The sequence below is a fragment of the Novosphingobium terrae genome (genome assembly GCF_017163935.1).
GTDB classification, from domain to species: domain Bacteria; phylum Pseudomonadota; class Alphaproteobacteria; order Sphingomonadales; family Sphingomonadaceae; genus Novosphingobium; species Novosphingobium terrae.
On the sequence record NZ_JABVZR010000002.1, the window covers coordinates 1,892,114 to 1,915,636 of the forward strand.

General features: G+C 63.7%; 20 protein-coding genes. 14 read left to right on the forward strand and 6 right to left on the reverse strand.

From position 1 onward, the window contains the following. The first annotated feature begins 21 nt into the window (after positions 1-21). Positions 22-1,362: a carbohydrate porin gene (locus tag HGK27_RS26275; protein WP_206243771.1), complete on the forward strand. Its 1,341-nt coding sequence runs from the start codon at positions 22-24 to the stop codon at positions 1,360-1,362. A 164-nt stretch (positions 1,363-1,526) separates the two neighbouring features. After that, positions 1,527-2,618, forward strand: coding sequence for an L-dopachrome tautomerase-related protein (locus tag HGK27_RS26280; protein ID WP_206243772.1), 1,092 nt, complete (start codon positions 1,527-1,529; stop codon positions 2,616-2,618). Positions 2,619-2,683: 65 nt separating this feature from the next. Here the strand turns inward: HGK27_RS26280 and HGK27_RS26285 are convergent, their stop codons facing one another. The 3 genes from HGK27_RS26285 to HGK27_RS26295 are packed head-to-tail and all read right to left on the reverse strand — an operon-like array spanning position 2,684 to position 6,533. Beyond that, entirely contained in the window at positions 2,684-4,315 is a 1,632-nt protein-coding gene (locus HGK27_RS26285) for a GMC family oxidoreductase (RefSeq protein WP_206243773.1), read from the reverse strand. 48 nt (positions 4,316-4,363) lie between these two features. After that, positions 4,364-5,881, reverse strand: a complete 1,518-nt coding sequence (locus tag HGK27_RS26290; protein ID WP_241127498.1) for a cytochrome c — start codon at positions 5,879-5,881, stop codon at positions 4,364-4,366. A 37-nt stretch (positions 5,882-5,918) separates the two neighbouring features. Then, entirely contained in the window at positions 5,919-6,533 is a 615-nt protein-coding gene (locus tag HGK27_RS26295) for a sugar dehydrogenase complex small subunit (protein WP_206243774.1), read from the reverse strand. A gap of 340 nt (positions 6,534-6,873) precedes the next feature. Here HGK27_RS26295 and HGK27_RS26300 point away from each other — a divergent pair, with 340 nt between their 5' ends. Further along, positions 6,874-7,836, forward strand: coding sequence for a LacI family DNA-binding transcriptional regulator (locus HGK27_RS26300; RefSeq protein ID WP_206243775.1), 963 nt, complete (start codon positions 6,874-6,876; stop codon positions 7,834-7,836). 94 nt (positions 7,837-7,930) lie between these two features. Here HGK27_RS26300 and HGK27_RS26305 read toward each other — a convergent pair whose 3' ends face one another. Then, entirely contained in the window at positions 7,931-8,791 is an 861-nt protein-coding gene (locus tag HGK27_RS26305; RefSeq protein ID WP_206243776.1) for a LysR family transcriptional regulator, read from the reverse strand. A gap of 128 nt (positions 8,792-8,919) precedes the next feature. Between HGK27_RS26305 and HGK27_RS26310 the strand changes: the two genes are divergently transcribed. From HGK27_RS26310 to HGK27_RS26330, 5 genes are all read left to right on the forward strand, one after another. Next, positions 8,920-9,927 (forward strand): alpha/beta hydrolase, encoded by a 1,008-nt coding sequence (locus tag HGK27_RS26310; RefSeq protein WP_206243777.1) that lies wholly within the window; start codon positions 8,920-8,922, stop codon positions 9,925-9,927. Continuing rightward, on the forward strand, positions 9,924-10,223 hold the full coding sequence (locus HGK27_RS26315) for an EthD family reductase (RefSeq protein ID WP_206243778.1): 300 nt from the start codon (positions 9,924-9,926) through the stop codon (positions 10,221-10,223). The genes HGK27_RS26310 and HGK27_RS26315 overlap by 4 nt, the downstream gene beginning before the upstream one ends. Positions 10,224-10,580: 357 nt before the next feature. Continuing rightward, a complete protein-coding gene (locus tag HGK27_RS26320) occupies positions 10,581-11,108 on the forward strand; it encodes a sigma-70 family RNA polymerase sigma factor (protein WP_206243779.1) in 528 nt (175 codons plus the stop codon). Continuing rightward, positions 11,108-12,091, forward strand: coding sequence for a FecR family protein (locus HGK27_RS26325; protein WP_241127868.1), 984 nt, complete (start codon positions 11,108-11,110; stop codon positions 12,089-12,091). Before HGK27_RS26320 ends, HGK27_RS26325 begins: the two co-directional genes overlap by 1 nt. Before the next feature lie 108 nt (positions 12,092-12,199). Next, positions 12,200-14,683 (forward strand): TonB-dependent siderophore receptor, encoded by a 2,484-nt coding sequence (locus tag HGK27_RS26330; RefSeq protein WP_206243781.1) that lies wholly within the window; start codon positions 12,200-12,202, stop codon positions 14,681-14,683. 309 nt (positions 14,684-14,992) lie between these two features. Here the strand turns inward: HGK27_RS26330 and HGK27_RS26335 are convergent, their stop codons facing one another. Beyond that, positions 14,993-15,964 carry a SphA family protein gene (locus HGK27_RS26335; protein ID WP_206243782.1) on the reverse strand — a complete coding sequence of 324 codons (972 nt, stop codon included), beginning with the start codon at positions 15,962-15,964 and terminating at the stop codon, positions 14,993-14,995. 588 nt (positions 15,965-16,552) lie between these two features. Here HGK27_RS26335 and HGK27_RS26340 point away from each other — a divergent pair. The 5 genes from HGK27_RS26340 (at position 16,553) to HGK27_RS26360 (ending at position 22,230) form a co-directional block, all read left to right on the forward strand. Further along, the gene (locus HGK27_RS26340; protein ID WP_206243783.1) at positions 16,553-16,906 is read left to right on the forward strand and encodes a hypothetical protein; all 354 of its coding nucleotides are present in this window, start codon (positions 16,553-16,555) and stop codon (positions 16,904-16,906) included. 20 nt (positions 16,907-16,926) lie between these two features. After that, positions 16,927-18,390, forward strand: a complete 1,464-nt coding sequence (locus HGK27_RS26345) for a benzaldehyde dehydrogenase (protein WP_206243784.1) — start codon at positions 16,927-16,929, stop codon at positions 18,388-18,390. A gap of 39 nt (positions 18,391-18,429) precedes the next feature. Further along, positions 18,430-19,563, forward strand: a complete 1,134-nt coding sequence (locus HGK27_RS26350; RefSeq protein ID WP_206243785.1) for an NAD(P)-dependent alcohol dehydrogenase — start codon at positions 18,430-18,432, stop codon at positions 19,561-19,563. A gap of 154 nt (positions 19,564-19,717) precedes the next feature. Then, positions 19,718-20,611 carry an NAD(P)/FAD-dependent oxidoreductase gene (locus tag HGK27_RS26355; RefSeq protein WP_206245568.1) on the forward strand — a complete coding sequence of 298 codons (894 nt, stop codon included), beginning with the start codon at positions 19,718-19,720 and terminating at the stop codon, positions 20,609-20,611. A gap of 62 nt (positions 20,612-20,673) precedes the next feature. Then, entirely contained in the window at positions 20,674-22,230 is a 1,557-nt protein-coding gene (locus HGK27_RS26360) for an alkaline phosphatase D family protein (RefSeq protein WP_206243786.1), read from the forward strand. A gap of 64 nt (positions 22,231-22,294) precedes the next feature. On the opposite strand, the gene HGK27_RS26365 is transcribed toward HGK27_RS26360, so the two are convergent. Further along, complete coding sequence (locus tag HGK27_RS26365; RefSeq protein ID WP_206243787.1) at positions 22,295-23,029, reverse strand: SDR family NAD(P)-dependent oxidoreductase; 735 nt, start codon at positions 23,027-23,029, stop codon at positions 22,295-22,297. An 81-nt stretch (positions 23,030-23,110) separates the two neighbouring features. Here HGK27_RS26365 and HGK27_RS26370 point away from each other — a divergent pair, with 81 nt between their 5' ends. Beyond that, positions 23,111-23,518 (forward strand): winged helix-turn-helix transcriptional regulator, encoded by a 408-nt coding sequence (locus HGK27_RS26370; RefSeq protein WP_206243788.1) that lies wholly within the window; start codon positions 23,111-23,113, stop codon positions 23,516-23,518. Positions 23,519-23,523: the final 5 nt, after the last annotated feature.

Sequence of the window (23,523 nt, forward strand, 5' to 3'; positions counted from 1 at the left end):
TAAGCAGGGAAAGTCTTTCACATGAGTGGGTTGAAAAGGCTCGCGGCGCTGGTTGCCGTGGGGGTGGCTGGATGTGCGCCTGCCGCATGGGCGCAGGAGGGGGCACAGGATGCTGCCGCGGCGGTGGCACCCAGCCCGTCGCCGCTGGATACATTGGCCGCCAAGGGGATTGCGCTCTCGCTCAGCTATACGGGTGAGGCGGCCTCCAATCTGACGGGCGGGTTGAGCCAGAAAACGGCCTATGCCGGGCAGGTCTATGCCGGTGTCGATCTGGACATGGGCAAGATCGCCGGGGTGAATGGCGGCACGGTGCATTTTGCCGTCACCAACCGTCATGGCCCCAGCCTGTCGAACATCGCGCTGGGCAACAACACCTCGGTGCAGGAAATCTGGGGCACGCAGAACAACCATCTGGCGATCCTGACCTATGAGCAGAAGCTGCTGGGCGGCGCGCTGGACATCGAGGCGGGCAAGAGCCAGGCCAACATCCATTTCCTCAATTCCTCGATCTACTGCAATTTCCAGTCCAATTCGACCTGCGGCAACCCCACGATGGTCTTCAAGGACAGCAACTTCACCTATTTCCCCGCCTCAAGCTGGATGGCGCAGGCGAAGTTGACGGTGGCGCGCAACTGGTTTGCCCATGTCGGCATCTATGAGGTCAATCCCAACCGCAAGGACCCGCAGGACAACGGTTTCAGCCTCAGCTTCAAGGGCAACACCGGTTTCATCGTGCCTTTCGAGCTGGGCTATGGATCGACCTATGCCACCGCCCGCCTGCCGCGGCATGTGATCCTGGGCGGCTGGATCGACGAGGGGCAATATGCCGATCCGCTGCGTGACACATCGGGCGGGATCGCCGCCATCACCGGCGGGGCGCCGCTGATGCGCAAGGGGCGCAGCGGGCTCTATCTGCATGTCGATCAGGTGCTGACCCGGCCCGATCCCAAATCGAACCGGGGGCTCGCGGTGTTCGGCGTGGCGATGGCCAATGTCTCGGGGCAGGTGGAGGAAAGCTGGTATCTGGATGCCGGCATCGTGCAGACCGGCACCTTCAAGGGCCGCGATCAGGACACCATCGGCTTTATGATCAACAACCAGCACTTCAGCGATCTGGCGATGCAGCGCATGAATGCCCTGCGCGTGGCGGTGGGCGGGCGCCCCAATGTGGCCCGCGACGAGGTGATGATGGAGCTGGCCTATGGCGCACAGCTGGGCCGGGCGGTGCGTATCTCGCCCAATCTGCAATATATTCTGCATCCCGATCAGACCGGCGCTCCGCTGCGGGCGACGGCCATTCCCAATGCCTTCATCGTGGGGTTCAAGTTCACCGTCGATGCGACGAAGCTGTTGCCGCACTAAAGGAGGGGTTGGCCTTCGGTTCGCCGCAAAGTCACGCATTTCCGGTCTTTTAGCGCGCAAAGGGGCTGGCCCTGCGGCTCTGTCAGGCGCTAGGGGTGAAGGGTGAGAAATCGTTTTCTCAGTTCCGGCGGCGCGGCTGCCGGAACCGCCTTTCGTTCGGAGACATGATGTTGCGCTCACCCTCTCTGCTTCTTGCGGGCCTTGCCCTGTTGGCCCCCGCCGGCCTGATGGCGGCCCCTGCTTCCCCGCTCATTCCCACCCTGTCGCTCCATGTCATCAACAATGGCGCGACGACCACCGCCTCGGGCCGGGTCTTTATCCCGGTGCAGCGCACCACGCCCGGCGAGGGTATGGAGGTGGCCGAGGTGGTCGGCGGCCAGCCCTGGCCTTTCCCCGATGCGGCGTGGAACAGCTGGAAACCGGGACAGAAGGGTGACGCTGCCTTTGTGGGCGTCAATTCGATCCGCATCGGGCCCGATGGCGATCTGTGGGTGGTGGACAAGGGCGCCGATGGCAATGGCGGCGCGGATAGCTCGCTTCAGCCCAAGATCCTGCGGATCGACGTAACGAGCGGACAGATCAAGCGCATCTATCCGTTGCGCAGCGTCACCACCGGCAAGAGCTTCGTCAATGATCTGCGCTTCAAGGGCAATGTGGCCTTTCTGACCGATGCGGGCCAGCCCGGGCTGATCGTGCTGCATCTCGATACGGGCGCGGCGCGGCGGGTGCTGGATGGCGATCCCTCCACCACGGCGCAGCGTCCGTGGCTGTCGGCAGGCAAGCCCCTCGTGACGCCGGAGGGCAAGCAGGTGGTGGTCCATGCCGATCAGCTTGAACTCTCGCCCGATGCGGCATGGCTCTATTACCAGCCTGCCAGCGGCCCGATGTCGAAGATCGAAACGCGCTATCTGGAGGATGAGACGCTGAGCCCGGCGCAGCTGGCCGCCCATGTCATCCCCTTTGCCGGGACGCAGCCCACCGGCGGCACCGCCATCGCCAGCAACGGCACGATCTTTGCCAGCGATATCAACCACCAGCGTCTGGTGAAGATCGCCCCCAACGGCAAGATCACCACCATCCTGCAGGATGCGCGGCTGATCCAGATGGATGCCATGTGGATTGACGATCAGGGCTATCTCTGGATTCCCGCCACGCAGATCAACCGCACGGCGGGGCTCAATCACGGGGTGGATGCGGTGCAATGGCCGGTCATCACCTATCGCATGCAGACGGGACTGAAGCCCGTTCATCGCTGAAGGCATGAAGAAGCCCGCCTGCCCGATGAGAGGCAGACGGGCTTCCCCGGTCCACGCTCGCTGTATCAGGCGTGTTTCATATCACGCAGGATTTCCTCCGAGGCGCGCAGCGCCAGCGCCGCCATCGTCAGGGTTGAATTCACCGTGCCGGCCGCCGCCATGGCGCCGCCGGTGGCCAGGAACAGATTGCGATGGTCATGCGTGCGGCACCAGCCGTCGACCACCGAATCCCTTGGGTCCTTGCCCATGATCGTGCCGCCGGTGATGTGATTGTTGGGCGTGAAATTCTGCGACATGGAGATTTCCGTGCCGCCCAGCGCCTTGGCGATATTCATCAGATGCTGGCGCGATTTCACCGCCGATGTGCGCACATACTCACCCACATCGTAATAGACATGCGGGTGCGGAATGCCCAATTTGTCCTTATATTGCGTGCTGAGCGTCAGGCGGTTGTCCGGATGGGCCAGCGTTTCATGGTTGACGTAAATGTCGACACCATGGGCGCTGCGCTTGCGGATTTCCTCATCCAGCTTGTGACCCACCAGTCCCATGGAGAGCGCCTTCATCCCCGCGCGCGAATTCTGCGCGGTGTTGTTCATGCCGATCTGGATGGCGGAGTATTCGCTGCGCCATGGCCCGTCGCGATGGTTGGTGATCGAGCTCATCTGCACCGATCCGCCGCCCACCCACATGGGCTCGGCCGCCTGAAAGCTCATGCCGATGCCGGGGTGGTCCATCATGTTGCGCCCCACCTGATCGGAGCTGTTGGCGATGCCGCGTGGATTGCGGTCATTGGCGGCCAGCAGCAGCAGCTTGGGCGTTTCGATACCGTTGGCGGCGATCACGAAGGTCTTGCCCGTCACGCGGAAGGACTGCTTGTCGGGATCGTAGTACTTGATGGCGGTGATGTTGTTCTGCGCATCGGTCTCCATGGCATAGGCCACGGCATTGGGGATGATCCTGGCCCCCAGAGCCTCGGCCTTCTGCGCGTGATAGACGGCGTGATACATCGCCCCGATCGGGCAGATCGGCATGCAGTTGTTGTTGCCGCAGCATTGCGGGCGATTGTCATAGGGGCGGCTGTTGCGGCCCTGAGGCACGGGTGTGTTCTCAAAGCCCAGCGGCTTCACCAGCTCGGTAAAGCGGCGGTCGGCGGGGCCATAGGGCATGGAATCCATCGGCCATGGCTGCTTGCGCGGCGCGGAGGGCACGATGTCCATCCCGTTGGGGCCGCAGACGCCGATTTCCTGCTCGGCCTTGAAGTAATAGGGCTCGATCTCGTCATAGGTGAAGGCATAGTCGCGCCCCACGCCATAGGTCGATTTCAGCTGGAAATCATTGACCAGATAACGCCACGAAGACGCCGCCCAGTGCCATGTCGTGCCGCCCACGCCCTTGATGATGCCCTGCATATAGGCGGTGCGATCCGGCCCATCGACATGCAGATAGCCATTGTCCGGGAAGTAATTGGTGTGCGGTGCCCAGGGGACCAGCGGATAGGGCGTGGCATAGTCATATTCGGATTTGTTGTGCGGCGGCATGTTGCGCCAGTTTTCGACCACCTCGTCACGGTCGATGCGGGGGCCTGCCTCCAGCATGATGACCGACAGGCCCGCCTTGGCCATCTCATGCGCCACGAAAGATCCGCAGATCCCCGTGCCAACGATCACGACATCGGCGGAAAGATCTTCTGCCATGGGATACTCCTTTTGCCGCCTGCGCGGCCCTGATTGCTTGAAAAAGGGTCAGGCCGCGCGGGCGCGCAGCTTGCGGCGGGCCAGCACCATCAGGCCCAGCGCCACCAGCAGGGCAAAGCCCAGCACGAAAGGATTGCCCGCCAGCGCGATGGGAGCGGCAGGGCCGCCTGCGCGCACCGTGGCGACATCGCCGGGGCTGACATGGGCCGCCGCATTGCCGAATTGCGCAAGCACATGATTGGCCAGAGCGGCGATCTGTTCGTCACTCAGCCGCTGGACCAGCGAATCCGCGCCGAAGCCGGGCATCTTGACCGTATGGCCGCCGACCTCGCGCTCCACGCCGAACAGGATGGCCGCGATCAGATCGGTGGGGTTGGGCTGGCCGGTGGTGGTGTTGTGGAACAGCGCGGGATAGCTCTTGTCCGCCGAGCCCGAACCATCGGCCTGATGGCAGCTGGCGCAGGCCGCGACATAGAGATGGGCGCCTTCTGTCTCGGTCAGCTCATGGCCCATCGGGCGCGAGCCGCGCACGGTTTCGACATCCGTGCCCGGGCTGCCATGGATGAAATTCGCCGCGGTCTGGCCCGGGGTGGCCACGGCAGGCAGGCTGCGCAGATAGGCGATGATCGCGGTGATGTCGTCATCGCTCATATGCTGGAAGCTGTTCTGGACAGCTTCGGCCATGGGGCCTGCGGCGCGGGCTTTGTCTGTATGCCCATCGCTGGCAATGCCAGTCTTGAGATAGGCAGCCAGTTCGGCATCGCTCCAGCCGCCGATGCCGCTCACCTTGTCGCTGGTGATGTTGGGGGCATACCAGGCACCCACGGCGCCGCCGGTCATGCCGCCCGATTTGGTGGCCATCAGCAGATTGCGCGGGGCGTGGCACATATCGCAATGCGCCGGGCCTTCCACCAGATAGCGGCCCCGGTTGACCTGCGCGCTCTGCGCGGGGTCGGGCGTGAAGGGCTTGCTGTCGAGGAAGAGCGCGTTCCATCCGGCCATGGACAGGCGGATGTTGAAGGGGAAGCCCAGTTTCGTGGCGCGGGCGGGGGTGTCGACCGGTTTCACCGCCTGCATGAAATAGGCGTAGAGATCGTCGATGTCGCCGCTGCTCAGCCTGGCGTAGGAGGTGTAGGGCATCGCGGGATAGAGATGCGCGCCATCCTTGCCGATGCCCTGCTGCACCGCGCGGGCGAAATCGTCGCGGCTCAGGGCGCCGATGCCTGCAGTCTTCGATGGGGTGATGTTGCTGGAATAGATGATGCCCAGCGGCGACTGGATGGGATAGCCGCCGGCAAAGGCAGCCCCGCCCGGATTGGTGTGGCAGGCCGCGCAATCGCTGATGACCGCCAGATAACGCCCGCGCGCAACCGGGGTGTCGTCGGCTCGCGCGGCAGGGACCGGGGCATGCGCTGGAGCCGGAATCGGCGCGGGTGCAGCGGCAGGCGCGGCATGGGCTACGGAGGGCAGCGCGGCAGCGGTCAGCATGAGGGAGAGCATGGCCTTCACGCGCAGGAAACGCGCGCGTTCATGCCATGCGGCGGGGCTTGACTGGGGGTGGGTCAAGGTCTGGTTCCGATGATAGGTGGGGGGCAGCGAAGGATCAGAAGGCAGGCATCGCCGAGACCGGCGGAGGCGCCTTGACCCAATAATTCGGGCCATCATGCGCAAAGGTGGGGATCACCACCTGATCGCGCGCGGGCTGGTACATCAGCGCGGCTTCATAGGCATAGACGGTGGCCTGGCTGCCTTCCGCCACCACGCCGCTGTACCATGCGCGGATCACGGCCATCAGCGCGCCATGCAGCGCCGGTTGCTGGCGGGCGATCTCTTCCAGCGCCTCGACCGAAGGCCGGGGCAGGCGCCCGGCCAGATCGACCAGTGCATTGAGCTTGGCGGGGAACTGATGGTCTTGACCGGTCAGCGCCTGATAATAGCGCTCGCCCAGCACGGGGCTGAGCGCGGTATGGCCGGTCGCGAGATGGGAGAAGCGCATAAAGCGATCGCGCACATCGGGTGCCAGCGGCGGACTTTCGGCATTGTTCCGGGCCCTGAGCATGGTGCCGGAGGTCAGCCCTGTCAGCAGGGCGGCAGTGGCGATGGCACCGGCGGACACCGCCGAGCGCAGCATGATCTGTCGGCGGGTGAGGGCGCTGCTGGCCCAGCGCTCGGCTTCGGGAAGCGGGCCGCTTGTGTCGGCCTCGGGGGTGATGGACATTCCGGCGTCTCCTTGGCCGGTCGCCTTTCGGGGGGAGCTGAGCAGGCGGCCGGCAGCATGGCTATCTGAGATATCGTTTTCTGGATTCGCCCATTGCACACCTTGGATGATCGGAAAAGTGGCAAATTTATCGCCTTAAATCTGTGAAAATGGCCTGAGAAACCGATTTCTGAAAGTGAAGCGGGACTTAGGTCCAATGGTCTGAGGGGCTTTTGCCCTCGGGCGGCGCACCCTCGTGGAAAGGCTTGTGCCAGCATCGGGGTGCTGCAGACCTCCATGCGATCGCTTGCATCGCGGGCAAGCCCGGCTTAGGCCGCGAAGGGCAAAGGGGCCGGTTTCGATGGCAGTAAGAATCAAGGATGTAGCGCGCGTCGCCGGTGTTTCGACGGCGACGGCGTCACGCGTGCTGGCCGGGCGCCTCGTCAATCCCGAGATGGTGGCTGCGGTCAATGCCGCTGTCGAGCAGACCGGTTACCGCCCCAATCTCATCGCGCGCCGCTTGCGGTCGAAAGACAATGGCACGATCGGCCTGATCGTGGCCGATATCTGCAATCCCTTCTTCACCGCCGTGAGCAAAAAGGTGGAGGAGATTGCCTTTGCCCATGATCTGCGGGTGATCCTCTGCAACACCGACGAGGATCACGAGAAAGAGAAAATGCATCTGCGCATGATGCAGGATGAGCGGGTGGCCGGGGTGATCATCGCCCCGTCACTGGAAGGTGTCGAGTGGGTGGCGCAGGCCAGCTTCGATGTTCCGCTGGTGCTGTTCGACCGGGCGGCCAGCCTGCGCCGTCACGATGCGGTGGTGCTCGACAATCACAGCGGCTGCGCGATGCTGGTCGATCATCTGTTCCGTCAGGGCAAGCGGCGGATCACCGCACTGCTGGGCGGCAGCACCACCGGCATCGAACGTCTGGCCGGATACAGTGATGCGATGGTCTCGCTGGGGCTCACGCCGGATGCCCATGTGCTACCCCATGGCCAGAACCACCCGCGTGAGATGCTCGCGACCCTGCTGAGCCGGGATGAGGCGCCCGAAGCGATCATTGGCTCGGACGGGGTGATCCTGCTCGAACTGGCGCGTGCCAGCGTGGCGATGGGCCTGCGCATTCCTGAGGATCTGGTGCTGGCCGGCTTTGACAACAATCCCTGGACGGAGGTTTTTGGCGGCGGCGTCACGGTGGTGGAGCAGCCGGTGAACGAGATCGGACAGGTCGCGATGGAGATGCTTCTGGCGCGCCGGAAGGACGCGGACGCCCCGGTGCGCAAAACTGTTTTGAGCGGGCGGCTGGTCACACGCTAGACCCGTTCTTGATGGGCGGCAGAAAAGGCCGCTTGACGCCACGATGCCGGATGCCCGACCCGGCGGGCACAGGCAGGTGCCTATCAGAGCCTGATCATCTCCCGGGATGGGCAAGCTGATCAACCACCACATCGATAAAGGCGCGAAGCCGCTGCAGCCGCTTGAGGTCGCGATGATAGCCCATCCAGATATCGCGCGGCGGGGGCGCTTCGCCCAGATCGAGCCTGCGCAGCCCGCCGACACCATCCCCCACCGGCCGAGGCAGGACGGCGACCCCAATGCCCGCGGCACACATCTGCGCCTGAACCCCGCGACTGTTCGAGCGCAGTGTGGCCTCAGCCTTGGGCAGCCGGGCCTTCAGCCAGTCGACATCGGGGAAATGGCCGGTCGATGTGTCCATCACGATCAGGGTGCAGCCTGCGCCGTCTCCCACCACCGGATCGGGGCGATCCTGCGCGATATAGGCGCCATAGGGCATCTGCAGCAGGCGCCTCTGCACAATATCCGGCCCCTCGAAAGGCACGATGCGAAAGGCCAGATCGGCTTCGCGGCGGGCCAGATTGAACAGCCGCCCGCCGGTCAGAATGTCGATCGTGACCTTGGGGTGGCTTTGCCCATAGGCGGAAAGGATCGGCGGCAGGACATGGGCGCCAAACCAGTCGGCGCAGGACAGGGTCAGGGCGCCGGTCAACTGCTGTTCCTGCCCCGCCAGACGGCGTGTCATGGCCAGAGCGCTGTCTTCCATCTGCTCGGCGATGCCCAATATGGCGCCGCCTTCCTCGGTCAGCACGAAGCCGTCGCTGGTTCTTTGGAAGAGGATTTGCCCCGTGGCCTCTTCAAGCGCGCGCAGGCGGCGGCCGATGGTCGGATGGCTGAGGCCAAGCGCGCGTGCTGCCGCGCCCAGCGTGCCGCTGCGCGCCACCGCAAGAAAGATCCTGACGTCGCTCCATTCCATATCGATGCCGTACACAAATGAACGATGAATGTTCGATATAGTTTGTACCTGAACAGATTTGAATGCCCTAAATGGAGCCCCGGACCGGCTCTGCCCAAGCGGAGCCTCCAGCCGAGGAGATCCATCGCATGGCACATTCACATCCTTTCTGGGCCAAGGCGCCGCCGCGCACCACGCGCCGGGGCCATCTCTGGGTGCCGGGCGAGCGCCTCACGATCGATGGGCTGACCTATCAGCGCGGCCCCCTGTTCGCCGAATGGGAGGCGCCCGAACATGTCACCCAGCCCTGGCCGATCATCCTGCTGCATGGCGGCGGCTATCAGGGGACGGAATGGCTCGATACGCCCGATGGCCGCCCCGGCTGGGCCCAGCGGCTGGTGGAGGCAGGCTATGCCGTGCTTCTGGCCGACCGCCCGGGGCAAGGCCGCTCGCCGTTCCATGGCGCAACCATGGGCGAGATGGGGCCGCCCTTTTCTTATGAAAACGGGCGCCGGATCTATTGTCCCGAAGATCCTGACGGTCTGCACACGCAATGGATGTTCGCCCCCGATGATGAGGCGGCGATGGATGAATTTATCGCCGGATATGGGCCCTTGCCCGCCGATCTGGCCTTCTCTCAGGCCATGGAGGCCGATGCCATCGCCCGGCTGCTGGACCGGGTTGGCCCGGCGATCCTGCTGACCCATTCCGCATCGGGCCCGGTTGGCTGGCTGGTGGCGGACCGGCGCCCCGGCGCGGTCAAGGCGATTGTGGCGATCGAGCCGATGGGACCGCCTTTCGCGGATATTCCCAACATCGGTTCGCTGAGCTGGGGGCTTACCGCCGCGCCGCTGGCTTTCGCGCCATCACCGGCCTCGCCCGAGGCCTTGCGCGAAGCTTCGGCGGGCGCTTACCGGCTGCCTTCTCTGGCGGGGCTGCCGATTGTCGCGGTGACCGCCGAGGCCTCGGCCTTCGCCTTGGCCAGCACGCCCATTGTCGAGCAGCTCAGCGCGGCAGGCGCCGCGGCCGAGCTGCTGCATCTGCCGGACCATGGCGTCTACGGCAATGGGCACGGCCTGATTTACGAAAAGAACTCGGATGCGGCTTTGCAGCCGGTCCTCGCCTGGCTTGAGCGCCAGTTGGAGAAGCAGCCATGATCACCATGTATGTCACTTATGCGGGCACGCCCGACACCCCTTTTGACCGGGACCACTGGATCAATGTGCATATGCCGCTCGTCCGCGCCTGCTGGGAGCCTTATGGGCTCAAAAGCGTCGGCGGCTTCTTTCCGCAGGGCGACGGGGCTGGCCTGATCGCCATCGCCCCCTGCGTCTTCCGCGACGAAGAGGCCATGTATCGCGCGCTGGCCGCGCCTGAAACGGCGCAGGTCATGGCGGATGTGGCCAACATCACGGCGGTGACCCCGAAACGCAGTCTGGGGCTGCCGCTTTGACAGGAAGGAGCAGGATCATGGATGTCGGCTGTATCGGGCTGGGCGCGATATGGGGAATGGGACCGCTAGCGGCAGTCACGCGGTGGTCGTTGAGGACGTGTTCGTGCGGGTGTGGCGCATTCCCGGGCATCAGGCGTTTTGCACTCTGGTTGCGCGGTATTCATGCCCGGGGTCCCCGCATATCGCCGTGTCGATTGATGCGCTGACGGCCAGTTTTGCAGGGCGTGAGGAGGAGGCTGCGGAGAGCAATGCTCGACGCATAGAATGGCATAAAGGACAATCTCTATTGAGAACCATTCGCATATTTGATAGCTGGTGGGCGCTATGCCCTTCCGCCATCCTACCTTCCGGTGACGCTTGCCTGATACCGATGCCCGCCTTCAGGTCTATCTCGACCACCGACGCGCCCTGATCGACTATGCCACGCCCATGGTCGGATCGCGCGCGGGTGCGGAGGATGTGGTTCAGGACGCCTGGCTGCGCTATGCCATGACCGCCACGCCGCAGGCCGGTATGCGCTCCTCGGCGGGCTATCTCTACCGCATCGTGCGCAATCTGGCGGTGGATATGGTGCGGCGGCTGGGGGCCGAAACGCGGCGGGACAAGCATTACGCCCAAAGGTTCGAGGATGTAGCCGCACCCTCGCCCGAAGAGGAGGCGGGGCATCGCGACGATTTGCTGCATATCGGCACGGCGCTGGCCGAACTGCCCGATCTGCAAAGGCAGGCTTTTGAAATGAACCGTCTGGCGGGCCTGCCCTTTCACGAGATCGGCGGCCATCTGGGCGTTTCGACCGCCACGGCGCACCGTCTGGTGCAGGGTGCGCTGGTCCATGTCATGAAGCGGTTGCAGAAACCGGGTGCCGGGCGGGGGAGGGCGCTGTGATGGAGATCGATCACCACGCCGATCTGCCCGAAACCGCGCTGATCGAGGCTGCCGATTGGGCCTTGCGCCTCCATGCGGCGCGGGGTGTGGATCAGGCCGGGCAGAAGGCCGCTTTCGAACAATGGCTGACCAGCGATCCCGATCATGCGCAGGCATGGGCGTTGGCGGGCAAGGCCTGGGCGCTTTCGGGCGAGGTTGAGCCGACCTTTGTGCTTGAAGGGGCCGCCGCATCACCTCCCCCCCGGCGTGTGAGCAGGCGCAAGCCGGGTGTACGCAGGCATCTGGCCGCCGCTGGTCTCGGCGCGGTCGCGGCATGTCTGTTGGGGCTGGTGGCCTTGCCGGATCTCTCGATCTGGCTTCGTGCCGATGCGTCCACCGGCGCGGGGGAAATCCGCCATCTGGCGCTGGCCGATGGCTCGCAGGTAACGCTGGCGCCTGACAGTGCGATCCGGCGCGAGGCCGCCGGGCGCGGTGTTTCGCTGTTGAAGGGCGAGGCTTGGTTCGATGTGAAGCATGATCCGGCGCATCCCTTCACGGTCCATGTCGGCGAGACTACGATCACCGATGTCGGCACGCAATTCGATGTCAGCCTGACGCGGCGGATGCTGGCGGTGGATCTGGCTCAGGGCGCGGTGCGGATCGGGCAGGGGCCTTCGGCGCATGCGCTGACCCCCGGCGAGGAATGGCGAGCGGACCGCCGGACCGGTGTGGCACAAGTGCTGGGTATCGCCCCTGCGGAGATGGGCGTCTGGCGGCAGGGGCGCCTTGCCGCGCATGATCTGACCATGGCCGATGTGATCGAGCGGCTGGATCGCCACTATCGCGGCGCCATCATCCTGACCGACCGCCATCTGGGCGAGCGCCGCGTGACGGGCGTCTATGATCTTGACGATCCCTCACGCGCCTTGCGCAATCTGGCCGAGCCTTATGGCGCCAAAGTGTGGCGTGTGACGCCTTGGCTGATCATTGTCTCGGCGTCCTGAAAAAATTTGAAAATAATCTGAGATGGGGTGCCGTGGGCTTCGTCATGTCCTCGAAGAACTATTGCGACGCATTCGCATAATGGTTCATGGCCTTGATCGGGGATAAGAATGACACAGCGTTTCACCAAGCCGTCCATCGCAGCCCGGCGCCCGTCGCAGATCCTGCGCGCCCTGCTGGGGGCCAGCGCTTTGGCGACCATGGGGGCGGCCACGCCGGTTCTGGCGCAGCCGGCGACACCGAGCGATGCGCGCGCCGCCGGCTTCGCCATTCCGGCGCAACCGCTGGCCAGTGCGATCACCGCCTTTGGTCTGCAATCGGGCTGGCAGGTGACGGTGGACCAGAGCCTGCTGGCCGGGCGCAGCAGCCCGGGTGTTCATGGCCAACTCGCGCCGGTCGAGGCGCTGAGCCGCTTGCTGGCGGGCACCGGCCTGACATGGCAGTTGGTCGATCGAAGCTCGGTGATCCTGCAAAAGGCGCCCAGCGTGGCGGACAACACGGTGACGCTGGGGCCCGTGCAGGTGGAAGGCTCCGGCAGTGCCGGAGAGAGCGCCGACAGCGCCAACGCCTTGCGCGAAGTGCCGACGCGCCCGGTGCGTGGCTATGTCGCGCATAACAGCCAGGTCGCGACCAAGACCGACACCGGCAGCCTGCTGGAAACGCCTCAGACCATTTCCGTCGTCACGCGCGAGCAGATCGATGCGCAGCAGGCCTTCACCCTGCGCCAGACGCTGCGCTACGCCCCCGGCGTCTATTTCGGCGACAACACCGATAGCCGCATCGAATCCTTTGCGGCGCGCGGCTTTCTGCTCGACCAGTATCAGGACGGGCTCAAGCTGCTGACTCAAGGCGCCTTTATCGAAACCAAGGTCGATCCGATCTTTCTGGAACGCATCGAGGTGCTGGAGGGGCCGTCCTCGGCGCTTTATGGGCAATCCTATCCGGCGGGCATCGTCGATATGGTCTCGAAGCACCCCACCGCCGATCCGGTGCATGAGCTGCAGGCGCGCATCGGCAATTGGGGGCATTATGAGGTGTCGGGCGATCTGGGCGGTCGTTTGAACGCCTCGGGCACGCTGCAATACCGCCTGACCGCGCTGTTTCGTGACAGCGGCACGCAGGTCACCGGCAAGCGTGAGCGTCGCATCGCCGTGGCGCCCGCCATCACCTGGCAGCCCGATGCCGATACGAAGCTGACGGTGCTGACCAATTATGTCGACGATCCCAAGGGCGGTTTCTGGAGTTCGCTGCCCTATAAGGGCACGCTGATCGCCGATCCCGGCCTGCCCACGGGTTACATCCCCACCAGCACCAACACCAGCCAGCCCAGCTTTGACAGCTACAAGCGCACCCGTTTTTCGGCAGGCACGGAGTTCGAGCATCGCTTCAACAGCCATCTGAAATTCAACCAGAACCTGCGCTACACCAAGCTGACCTCGCATTACGGCGAGCTGCAGGCCGATCTCTTCCATGCCGACAATCACACCATCGACCGCTACACCTATCTCTATGACGGCCACGCCCAGACCTTCCAGATCGACAACCGGCTTCAGGCCGATCTGAACACCGGGCCGGTGCATCATACACTGCTGGCGGGGGTGGATTACCAATATACCAACCGTCTGGATGTCTCGCGCTATGGGCTTGGGCCCAGCCTCGATCTGCTGGCGCCCGATTACAACCAGACTGTCACCCTGCCCAATTTCAACCTCAACCGGCGGCAGGTGCTGGACCAGACCGGCGTCTATCTGCAGGATCAGATGGCATGGGGCGGGTTGCATCTGACTCTGGCCGGGCGCGAGGACTGGGCCTCCACCAAGACGCAAAACTATCTCAACAGCACCGCCACGATCCAGACCGCCAAGGCCTTCACCGGCCGCGCCGGGCTGAGCTATGTGACGCAGCTGGGGCTGGCGCCCTATGTCGCCTATGCTTCCTCCTTCCAGCCGTCAGCCGGGACGGACCGGCTGGGGAATGTCTTCAAGCCGACCTATGGCAAGCAGATCGAGGGCGGCATCAAATACCAGCCGCGCGGCTTCAACGCTTTGTTCACGGCGGCCTATTTCAGCCTGACCCAGTCCAATGTGCTGACCACAGACCCCGTCAACGCCAATTTTCAAGTGCAGACCGGCGAGGTGCGCAGCGATGGCGTGGAAGTCTCGGCGGTGGCCAGCCCGGTGAAGGCGCTGAACCTGCGTGCCTCCTACACCCATCTCGATCCGCTGGTGACGCATGACAATTCCGGCCTGCAGGGCAAGCGCCCGGCAGGCGTGCCGCGTGACATTGCTTCGGCCTGGGCCGATTTCACCTTCCAGAACGGGGGGCTGCGCGGCTTCGGGCTGGGCGGCGGCGGGCGCTATCTGGGGCGGCAATTCGCCAACACCACCAACACCTATTCGATTCCCTCCACGACCATCTTCGACCTTAACGCCCATTACGATCTGGGCATGCTGACGCCCCGGCTGAAGGGCTGGTCGCTGGCGGTGGCGGCCACCAATCTGACGGACAAGATCTATGTCTCGGATTGCTCGAACCTCTATTGCCGCTGGGGGCAGCGCCGTTCGGTGGTGGGCACGATCGACTTCAAATGGTGAGGCTTGACGAGCTGACGACATTGCACCGGCATCGCTTGTCGGTGGAGAGAGGGATGCAGCGTGCTGGCCTCGCTGCACTATCGCAGGCGATTGTGCACTTATGACCCCGGTGGCGGAAGTATCGCACCCGCAGAATTTTAGCGATTGTGGCGGGATGCCGTCATAATATCCGTGGCCTCCGTTGTGTCGATGCCTGTAGAGGGATGATAGCCGCAGCCAGACAGCTTGCGCCCGGTTTCCGGTCGCAAGCTGTCATGGTGGTTCATCCTGAAAGTCGCCGTTCAGCCATCGACATAACGCGATCTATCTTCATTCATGATGAGACTTGCCGAGTGGAACGGCCAGCTCAAGCCAGAACTTCTCGCCTTCCGGTCGATTGCGGACGTCGAATTCCTTCTGATATTTGAAGAGTACGGCCAGACCCGGCCGGAAATCCCAGCGAATGCTTGGCCCCAAGGCCATCTGCTTGCCGCGAAAACCGTCCGTACCGACCTTCAGTCCGTTGACTTTGTCGTCGCTGAACTGGCGGAAGAAGTCACCCGTCAGCGCCAGCTGGAGCTGCGGTTTCTTGACCAGCGGGCGATAGCCGACCACGAAATCGACATCGAAGGTGTTGCCCGATTTGTAGCCCGTGGCGTGATTGCTGTTGAAGGCAAAGCCCGTCCAGCTGTCCGCGCCGATTTCCCAGCGCTTTGTGGGCATCCAGGTGAAGCCCGCCTCAAGATCGCCCGACCAGTAGTTGAGGCCCGCATTGACCAGACGGTTGGCCTTATAGGAACCGGTCGGTGCCCAGACATTGGTGGCCACCATCACATGCAGGTTCTTCTTGTTGGTCCAGCGCAGCATGATCGGCGCGAAATTGGTGTCGGCCAGCTGGAAGCGCTCGCCATGTTCCGCGCCGACGCTCAGGCTGGTGTTGTAGAAGTTGACGGCGCTGCCGCTGCTGATCGTCAGCCCGTTCAGCTCGATTGGCCATGTATAGATGAAGCGGGTGGCCTGTACTTTTACATTGAGGTGGAAGTCGGGAGGAAGTTTGTTGCCATTGCCATCATTCATGCGGTCGGCATCATAGATGACGTCGTAATTCTGGACTGTCCCATTGCCCGGTTCCGGCATGATCGATTGTGAGGCCGTCAGCAAGCCGATAGGATAATGCTGCGTACCGTTCTCCGTGGCGTGTGCTGTGGCGGCGGCGATGAACGCCGAGCAGCAAGCCAAAGTCGAGAGCCCGCCTTTCACAAAGTGAGACGGAAAATACGCCTTTGGATGGGTGTTGGTCATGTACTCTCTTCCCTGCCGGCGCACGTGCTTGTTCGGCGCGATGTCATCGCCCGATCACGTGCTTTCTTTGTTTTTTGAAATGACGATGTCTTATCCGTCTTATCGGAATTCTATCGGATGAAAGCTTTCTGCTTCATCACTCTCTCCCAATGATGTTCTTTGGATTTTTCTGGATTTGAAGTCAGGATATCGCCTGCTTGCATGATCAGCGTAAGGTGAAGCGATCAGCGTGGTCAAAAACTATAAAAGTATGGATGCGATACCCATGACGCATACAGGGCCCTTGGTAATCCCTTGAACTGCCGGCTGAAATTTAGTCATCAGATTGAATTTATAGAATTTATTCTAACTCTGTATATCAAGTCCATGCTGTCTGGACGCGGTGCGATGCAGAGGCGGCGACAGACCTGCACAGCGCTGCGCGGGTCTGTCGCGCTCATCGGCAAAGGTCATGACAGACCGCACATAATGCAAGCTGATTGGCAATACCTGTCAGGTATGGCGTCCAGACCTTAATGGTCTTTGCCAAGACTCCACGCCGGGGGCTAGCCCCACATCTTCAAGACCACAAAACATGCGGGAACGGATATGGCCAGACTGGCTCGGATCGACACCTTTGGCGTGGACTTGCCTGCGATACGCCCGCATAATCTCGCGATGGCCGCTCTCCAAGCCTCATCGAGCCTGACCCGCGACCATGGGAACGAGGCTCGTGCCGAGGCCGCGACCATCCGCACAGCAAGATATGGCGATAAGTGCCATCACCGTCTCAAGCCGCTTGCTGATACCTATATTAGGCAGAGCCAGACCATGCCTGCGCAGGCTCCACGCCTTCCGGCTGCATCCGCCAGCCATGACCCGTTGCGCATGCGGGACGGACTCGCGCATCTCGAACCACCCCATACCTTTCTTGCCATCGTGACAGCTTTTCCGAAAAACTGACCCTGAGAGGAGAATGCCCCGTGACTCAATCCGCATTTCTGACGCCTGCGCAGATTGCCGGCCAGTATTTCACCGGGGAATGGGTCACAGGGGGCAAGCTCGCCGATGCCGTCGCGCCCGGCAGCGGGGCGGTGCTGGGGCAGATCGCCATGGTCACGCCCGAGATCCTGCGTGCCAGCAGCGCCGCCGCGCGCAAGGCGCAGCAGGGCTGGGCCGCCGCTTCCCCCGATGCCCGCGCCGAGGTCTTTCTCAAAGCCCTTGAGATCGGCCGCACCCACAGTGAGGAGATCATCGACTGGGTGGTGCGCGAGAGCGGTTCGGTGCGGGCCAAGGCCGGTTTCGAACTCTCCGTCACGCTGAAATCGATCCAGCTGGCCGCTGCCATGCCGCATCAGGCGCAAGGCCTGATCCTGCCCAGCGAGCCGGGCCGCACCAGCCTTGCCCGCCGCCGTCCGCTCGGCGTGGTGGGGGTGATTTCGCCCTTCAACTTCCCGCTCTATCTGGCGATGCGCGCCGTGGCGCCCGCGCTGGCGGTGGGCAATGCCGTGGTGCTCAAGCCCGATCCGCGCACCGCGATCTGCGGCGGTCTGGTGATCGCGCGGCTGTTCGAACTGGCCGGGCTTCCGGCGGGGTTGCTTCATGTGCTGCCCGGCGATGGCGCCGTGGGTGAGGCGCTCTGCACCGATCCCGATGTGGCGATGATCCAGTTCACCGGCTCGACCGGCGCGGGCCGCATGGTGGGCCGCACCGCCAGCGAGCATCTCAAGAAGGTCTCGCTGGAGCTGGGCGGCAAGAATGCGCTGGTGGTGCTGGAGGATGCCGATCTCGATCTGGCGGTGAAGAATGCGGCCTGGGGCACATGGTTGCATCAGGGGCAGATCTGCATGACGGCGGGGCGTGTTTTCGTGCAGCGCTCCATCGTCGAGGAGTTCTCACGCCGTCTGGCCGAGAAGGCGAGGGTCCTCCCTGTGGGCGATCCGGCGACGCAGGATGTTGCCGTCGGCCCGATCATCAATGCCCGCCAGTTCGATCATATCGCCCGCGTGGTGTCTCAGTCGCAGAGCGATGGAGCGCAGCTGCTGGCGGGCGGACCGGGCGAGGGGCTGTTCTTCAACCCCACCGTGCTGGCCGGTGTGACGCCGCATATGGCGGCCTACAAGGAGGAAATCTTCGGCCCCGTCGCGGTGATCGTGCCCTTCGATACCGATGAGGAGGCAATCGCCATGGCCAATGACACCGAATATGGTCTCTCGGCGGCGGTGATCTCGCGCGATGTGGCGCGGGCTCTGGCGCTGGGCGACCGGCTGCATGCCGGGCTGCTGCATATCAACGACCAGACGGTGAATGACGATGTGGTCAATCCCTTTGGCGGTGTCGGCGCTTCGGGCAATGGCACCAGCATCGGCGGCCCGGCCAATTGGGAGGAGTTCACCCATTGGCAATGGGTGACGATCAAGAGCGCCCCGCCCGCCTATCCGTTCTGAACCCGCCCATATGACCTCGCAAAGAGGAGAGGATTTTCCATGACAGAGACAAGCGCGATCACCCGCCCGCTCACCGCCGCCGTGGTGCGCGACAAGGGCGCTCCCTTCCAGCTTGAGCAAGGCACCATCGGCCAGCCCGCCCCGCGCGAGGTGCTGGTGCGGGTGGTGGCCACCGGCGTCTGCCACACCGACATCATCATCCGCGACCAATATTACCCCTCTCCGCTGCCCGCCGTGCTGGGGCATGAGGGATCGGGCGTGGTCGAGGCGATCGGATCGGATGTCGTCGGCTTTGCCGTGGGCGATCATGTGGTGATGAGCTTCATGTCCTGCGGCACCTGTCGCCCATGCCAGAACGGCCATCCGGCGCATTGCGGCGATTTCTTCGCGCTCAACTTCGGCGGCGGGCGTGGCGATGGCTCGACGGCGACCTGCGACAGCCATGGCGCGCTGGTGCATGACCATTTCTTCGGCCAGTCCTCCTTCGGCACCTATGCCATCGCGCATGAGCGCAATCTGGTGAAAGTGGCCAGGGATGCGCCGCTCGAACTGCTGGGGCCGCTGGGCTGCGGCATCCAGACCGGCGCGGGGGCGGTGCTGAAAGCCATGGCGGTGCCGGCGGGCAGCAGCTTTGCCGCTTTCGGTTCGGGCGCTGTGGGGCTTTCGGCGGTGATGGCCGCGCGCGTGGCTGGGGCCACCACCATCATCGCGGTGGATGTGACGCAGAGCCGCCTCGATCTGGCGCTGGAACTGGGGGCGACCCATGTGGTCAACAGCCGCGAAGTCGATCCGGTCGAAGCCATTCGCGAGATCACCGGTGGCGGCGTGGATTACACGCTGGAGAGCAGCGGTCGCCCGGCGGTGCTGCGTCAGGCCATCGACTGCCTCGGCATCATGGGCACCTGCGGCATCGTGGGGGCGCCTCCGCTGGGCACCGAGGCGTCCATCGACGTCAATTATGTCATGGTCCCGGGCAAGCGGATCATGGGCATTGTCGAGGGGGATGCCGTGCCTCAGACATTTATCCCGCAGTTGATTGCGCTGCATGCGCAGGGGCGCTTTCCCTTCGACCGCCTCGTTACCTTCTACGACTTTGCCGACATCAACCAGGCCGTGGCCGACAGCGAAAGCGGCAAGACCATCAAGCCGATTTTGCGCATCGCGGCGGCCTGACATTCAGACCATGGAGGGGACTGGTTCCCCTCCATCACCCTCCGGATCACGACGGGATTGGTTTTACGTAACCTCAAGAGTTGCAAAATATGTCCAGCGCCAATATGTAACATCATAAGTGCCGAGAATCGGGGCGCTGGAGAAGAAGCTTATGATGCATGATGTTATTGTGATCGGCGGCAGCTTCGCCGGGCAATCTGCGGCGCTGCAACTTGCCCGCGCCCGCAAGGACGTGCTGCTGATCGATGCCGGTTCGCCGCGCAACCGTTTTGCCGATGAATCTCACGGTTTTCTCGGACAGGATGGCAAGGCGCCGCATGCCATCCTGTCCGAAGCGAGCCGTCAATTGCTGCGCTATCCAACGGTGAACATCCTGAAGGATCATGCGCAACATGCCCGCCGCCTTGACGATGCTTTTGCCGTCAGCCTGAAGGACGGCACCGAGCACCGCGCCCGGCGTCTGATCCTCGCCACGGGCGTCACCGACACATTGCCTGACATTCCCGGCATGAAAGAGCGCTGGGGAAGCACCGTGCTTCATTGTCCCTATTGCCATGGATATGAGGTGCGCGATCACGCTCTGGGGATCATCGCCAATCATCCCCTGGCGGCGCATCAGGCTGCGCTGATCCCCGATTGGGGCCCGGCCACCTATTTCACCCAAGGCCTCCATGAGCCGGAGCCGGAGCAGGCCGACCTGCTGCGCAGGCGCGGTGTCGTGATCGAGCGCAACCCGGTTGTTGCCTTGCTCGGCGATGCTCCGGCCTTGCGGGCGGTGCAACTGGCCGATGGCCGCACCATCGCTGTTGCCGCGGTGTTCACAATGCCCAGAACCCGGCCATCGAGCCCGATCGCCGAAGCGCTTGGTTGCGTGATGGAGGATGGCCCCACCGGCCCTTACGTCAAGGTCGATGCGCGGGGGCTGACCTCGATCCCCGGTGTCTATGCCGCTGGTGATGCTGCCCATCCGATGCATAATGCGACACTGGCTGCGGCCGCGGGCGTTATGGCCGGCATAGCCGCCCATCAATCGCTGGCGCTTTCGTGAGGCGTATAAATGGGATGGTATATAGTCACATTTATGTAGCAGTTGCTGACTAATAGCCCGTCATGCCTGACCTTTTCCCCCTGTCGCGCCGTAGCCTTGCCCTCGGCCTCTCGCTCAGCCCGTTCATTCTGTCCTCCGCCCGGGCACAGACGCTGGGCTTTGCCGACTACCCTTTCACGCTGGGCGTCTGCGCGGGCGATCCGGCCATCGACGGCTTCGTGATCTGGACGCGCCTCGCGCCGCGCCCGCTCGAACCGCAATATGGCATGCCGATGAAGCCGGTGGCGGTCGAGTGGGAGGTGGCCGAAGATGAGGGCTTCCGCAAACCCGTGGCCAAGGGCACCGAGATCGCCCGCCCCGAACTGGGCCACAGCGTCCATGCCGAAGTGGCGGGGCTGAAGCCGGGGCGCCCCTATTGGTATCGCTTCCATTGCGCCGGCCAGAAGAGCCTGACGGGCCGCGCCGCCACGCTGCCCGCCCTTGGCGCGACGGTGGAAAGGGTGCGCTTTGCCGCCGTGGGCTGCCAGCATTATGAGGCGGGTTGGTACACCGCCTTTCGCCATGCCGCGCAGGAAGATCTGGATTTCTTCTTCCATTACGGCGATTTCATTTACGAATATTCGCCCGGTTTCGAGCTGGACAATCGCCATCAGCCCGTCGAACCCGTGCGCCGCTATCTGGGCGCCGAGCCTTTCTCGCTCGACGCCTATCGCCTGCGCTATGCCCAGACTGCGCTCGACACCGATCTTCAGGCGGCCCGCGCCGCGCATCCCTGGTTCTGCACCTATGACGATCATGAGGTGCAGAACAATTGGGCGGGTGACTGGGATCAGAACGGCACCCCGCCCGAGCTGTTCATCACGCGCCGCCGCATGGCGCTTCAGGCCTGGTATGAGCATATGCCGGTGCGCCGCGCGTCCCTGGGGCGTGACGGGATGGTCGATTTCCACCAGCGCGCCGATTACGGCGATCTGCTGCGCCTCCATCTGCCCAACACCCGCCTGTACCGCAGCGATCAGCCTTGCGGGGACAATTACCAGCTGGCCTGTGCGGCGCAGATCTCGCCCAGCGCGCAGATGATCAATCCGGAGCAGGAAAGCTGGCTCAATGCCGGTTTCGCCCAGAGCCATCAGCGCTGGCAGGGGCTGGCGCAGCAGGTGATGATGTGCCCGCTCGACCGGCGCGAAGCCAATGACACGCGCACGGCCCCCGTCTACAACATGGACAGCTGGGCGGGCTATCAGCGCCAGCGTGAAAGGCTGTTCGCCATGTTCGGGCGCAGCCGCAATGTGGTGGTCGTCACCGGCGACGAGCATCAGAACTTCGCCAATGATCTGATGCTGGACAACCGTGTGGTGGCCTCGGAATTCGTCTCCACCTCGATCACCTCGGGCGGTGACGGCCATGATACCCGCCCCGGCAATGAGCGGTGGATGGCCGACAATCCTTTCCTCAAATGGACCAATGACCGGCGCGGCTATGTGGTGAGCGAGATCACCGCGGCCTCATGGATCGGCCATTACCGGACGGTGGATGCGGTGTCGCAGCGCGACATGCCGATCAGGACGGCGGCCAGCTGGGCGGTCGAGGCTGGCAAGCCGGGGCTTGTGCGGGCCTGACAGGCCCGCCAGCATGAGGCGGCCAAGGCCGTCTCATGCCGCGTTTGGCCTCTTTCGGGCTGGCTCAGATCTGCGCCAGCCCGCCATCGGCAAAGACTTCGCTGCCGGTCATGAAGCTGCTGTCCGGCGAAGCGAGGAAGGCCGCGACCGCCGCCACCTCGGACGGGTCGCCGACATGGCCGATGGGAGTGGTTGCTCCCAGTTCGATCATCGCATCGCGCCCCACCACCTCGGAGGCCAGTTCGGTCAGCGTCGGTCCGGGCGAGAGCACGTTGACGCGGATGCCGGTGCCGCGCAGATCCTGTGCCCAGCTGCGCACAAGGTTGCGGATCGCCGCCTTCGATGCGCTGTAGATGCTGAAGGCGGGGGTGCCCATCACGCCGGTGGTGGAGCCGGTGAGGATAATTGATCCGCCGTCGCCCATCAGCGTCAGCCCCTTCTGCACGGTGAAGATTGTGCCCTTCACATTGACGTCGAAGGTGTCGCTGTAATGTTCGGGCGTGATCTGGGGCAAAGGCACCAGCGCGCCTGTTCCGGCATTGGCGAAAAGCACGTCGAGCGATCCGCTTTCGCGCTTCACCGCATCGAAAAGCCGGTCGAGATCGGCGGGATCGCTCACCGATCCGGCGATCGCCCGGGCCCTGGGGCCCAGAGCGGAGAGCGCCTTGTCAAGCAGCGCCTGTCGGCGCCCGAAGATGTAAACGAAGGCGCCCTCCTCGATAAAGCGCTGCGCCGATGCAAAGCCGATGCCCGTGCCGCCGCCGGTGATGACGGCGGTCTTGCCTTCCAGTCTGTTCATATGTGCCTCCAATCAGGGTTGCACTCAGCTGGCGTGGCACCTACCTGATCACAAGTATGCACCTTTTGGTAAGTATTAAAAATGTCCGATCACGCATCTGATGCCGCAACCACAGAGGCCCCCACCGCTCCCGGTTTCACCTGTGGACTGGATGCGACGCTGCGCGTCATTTCCGGCAAGTGGAAGCCGCTGATCCTCTATTTCCTGCTGCGCGGCCCCACGCGCTATGGCGAGCTGAAGCGCGCCATCCGCGATGTCAGTGACAAGGTGTTGATCCAGCAGTTGAAGGAGCTGGAAGCCGATGGCGTGCTGCTGAGGACCGACTATAAGGAGGTGCCGCCGAGGGTGGATTATACGCTGACCCCGCTTGGCCACAGCCTCGCTCAGGCGCTGGAGCCGCTCTGCACATGGGGCACCGAGAACATGGCCGAAATGCAGCGCATTTTCGCCGAGCGTGACAGCTGGCCAAAGCCCCGAGCAGCGCGCTGATCGGG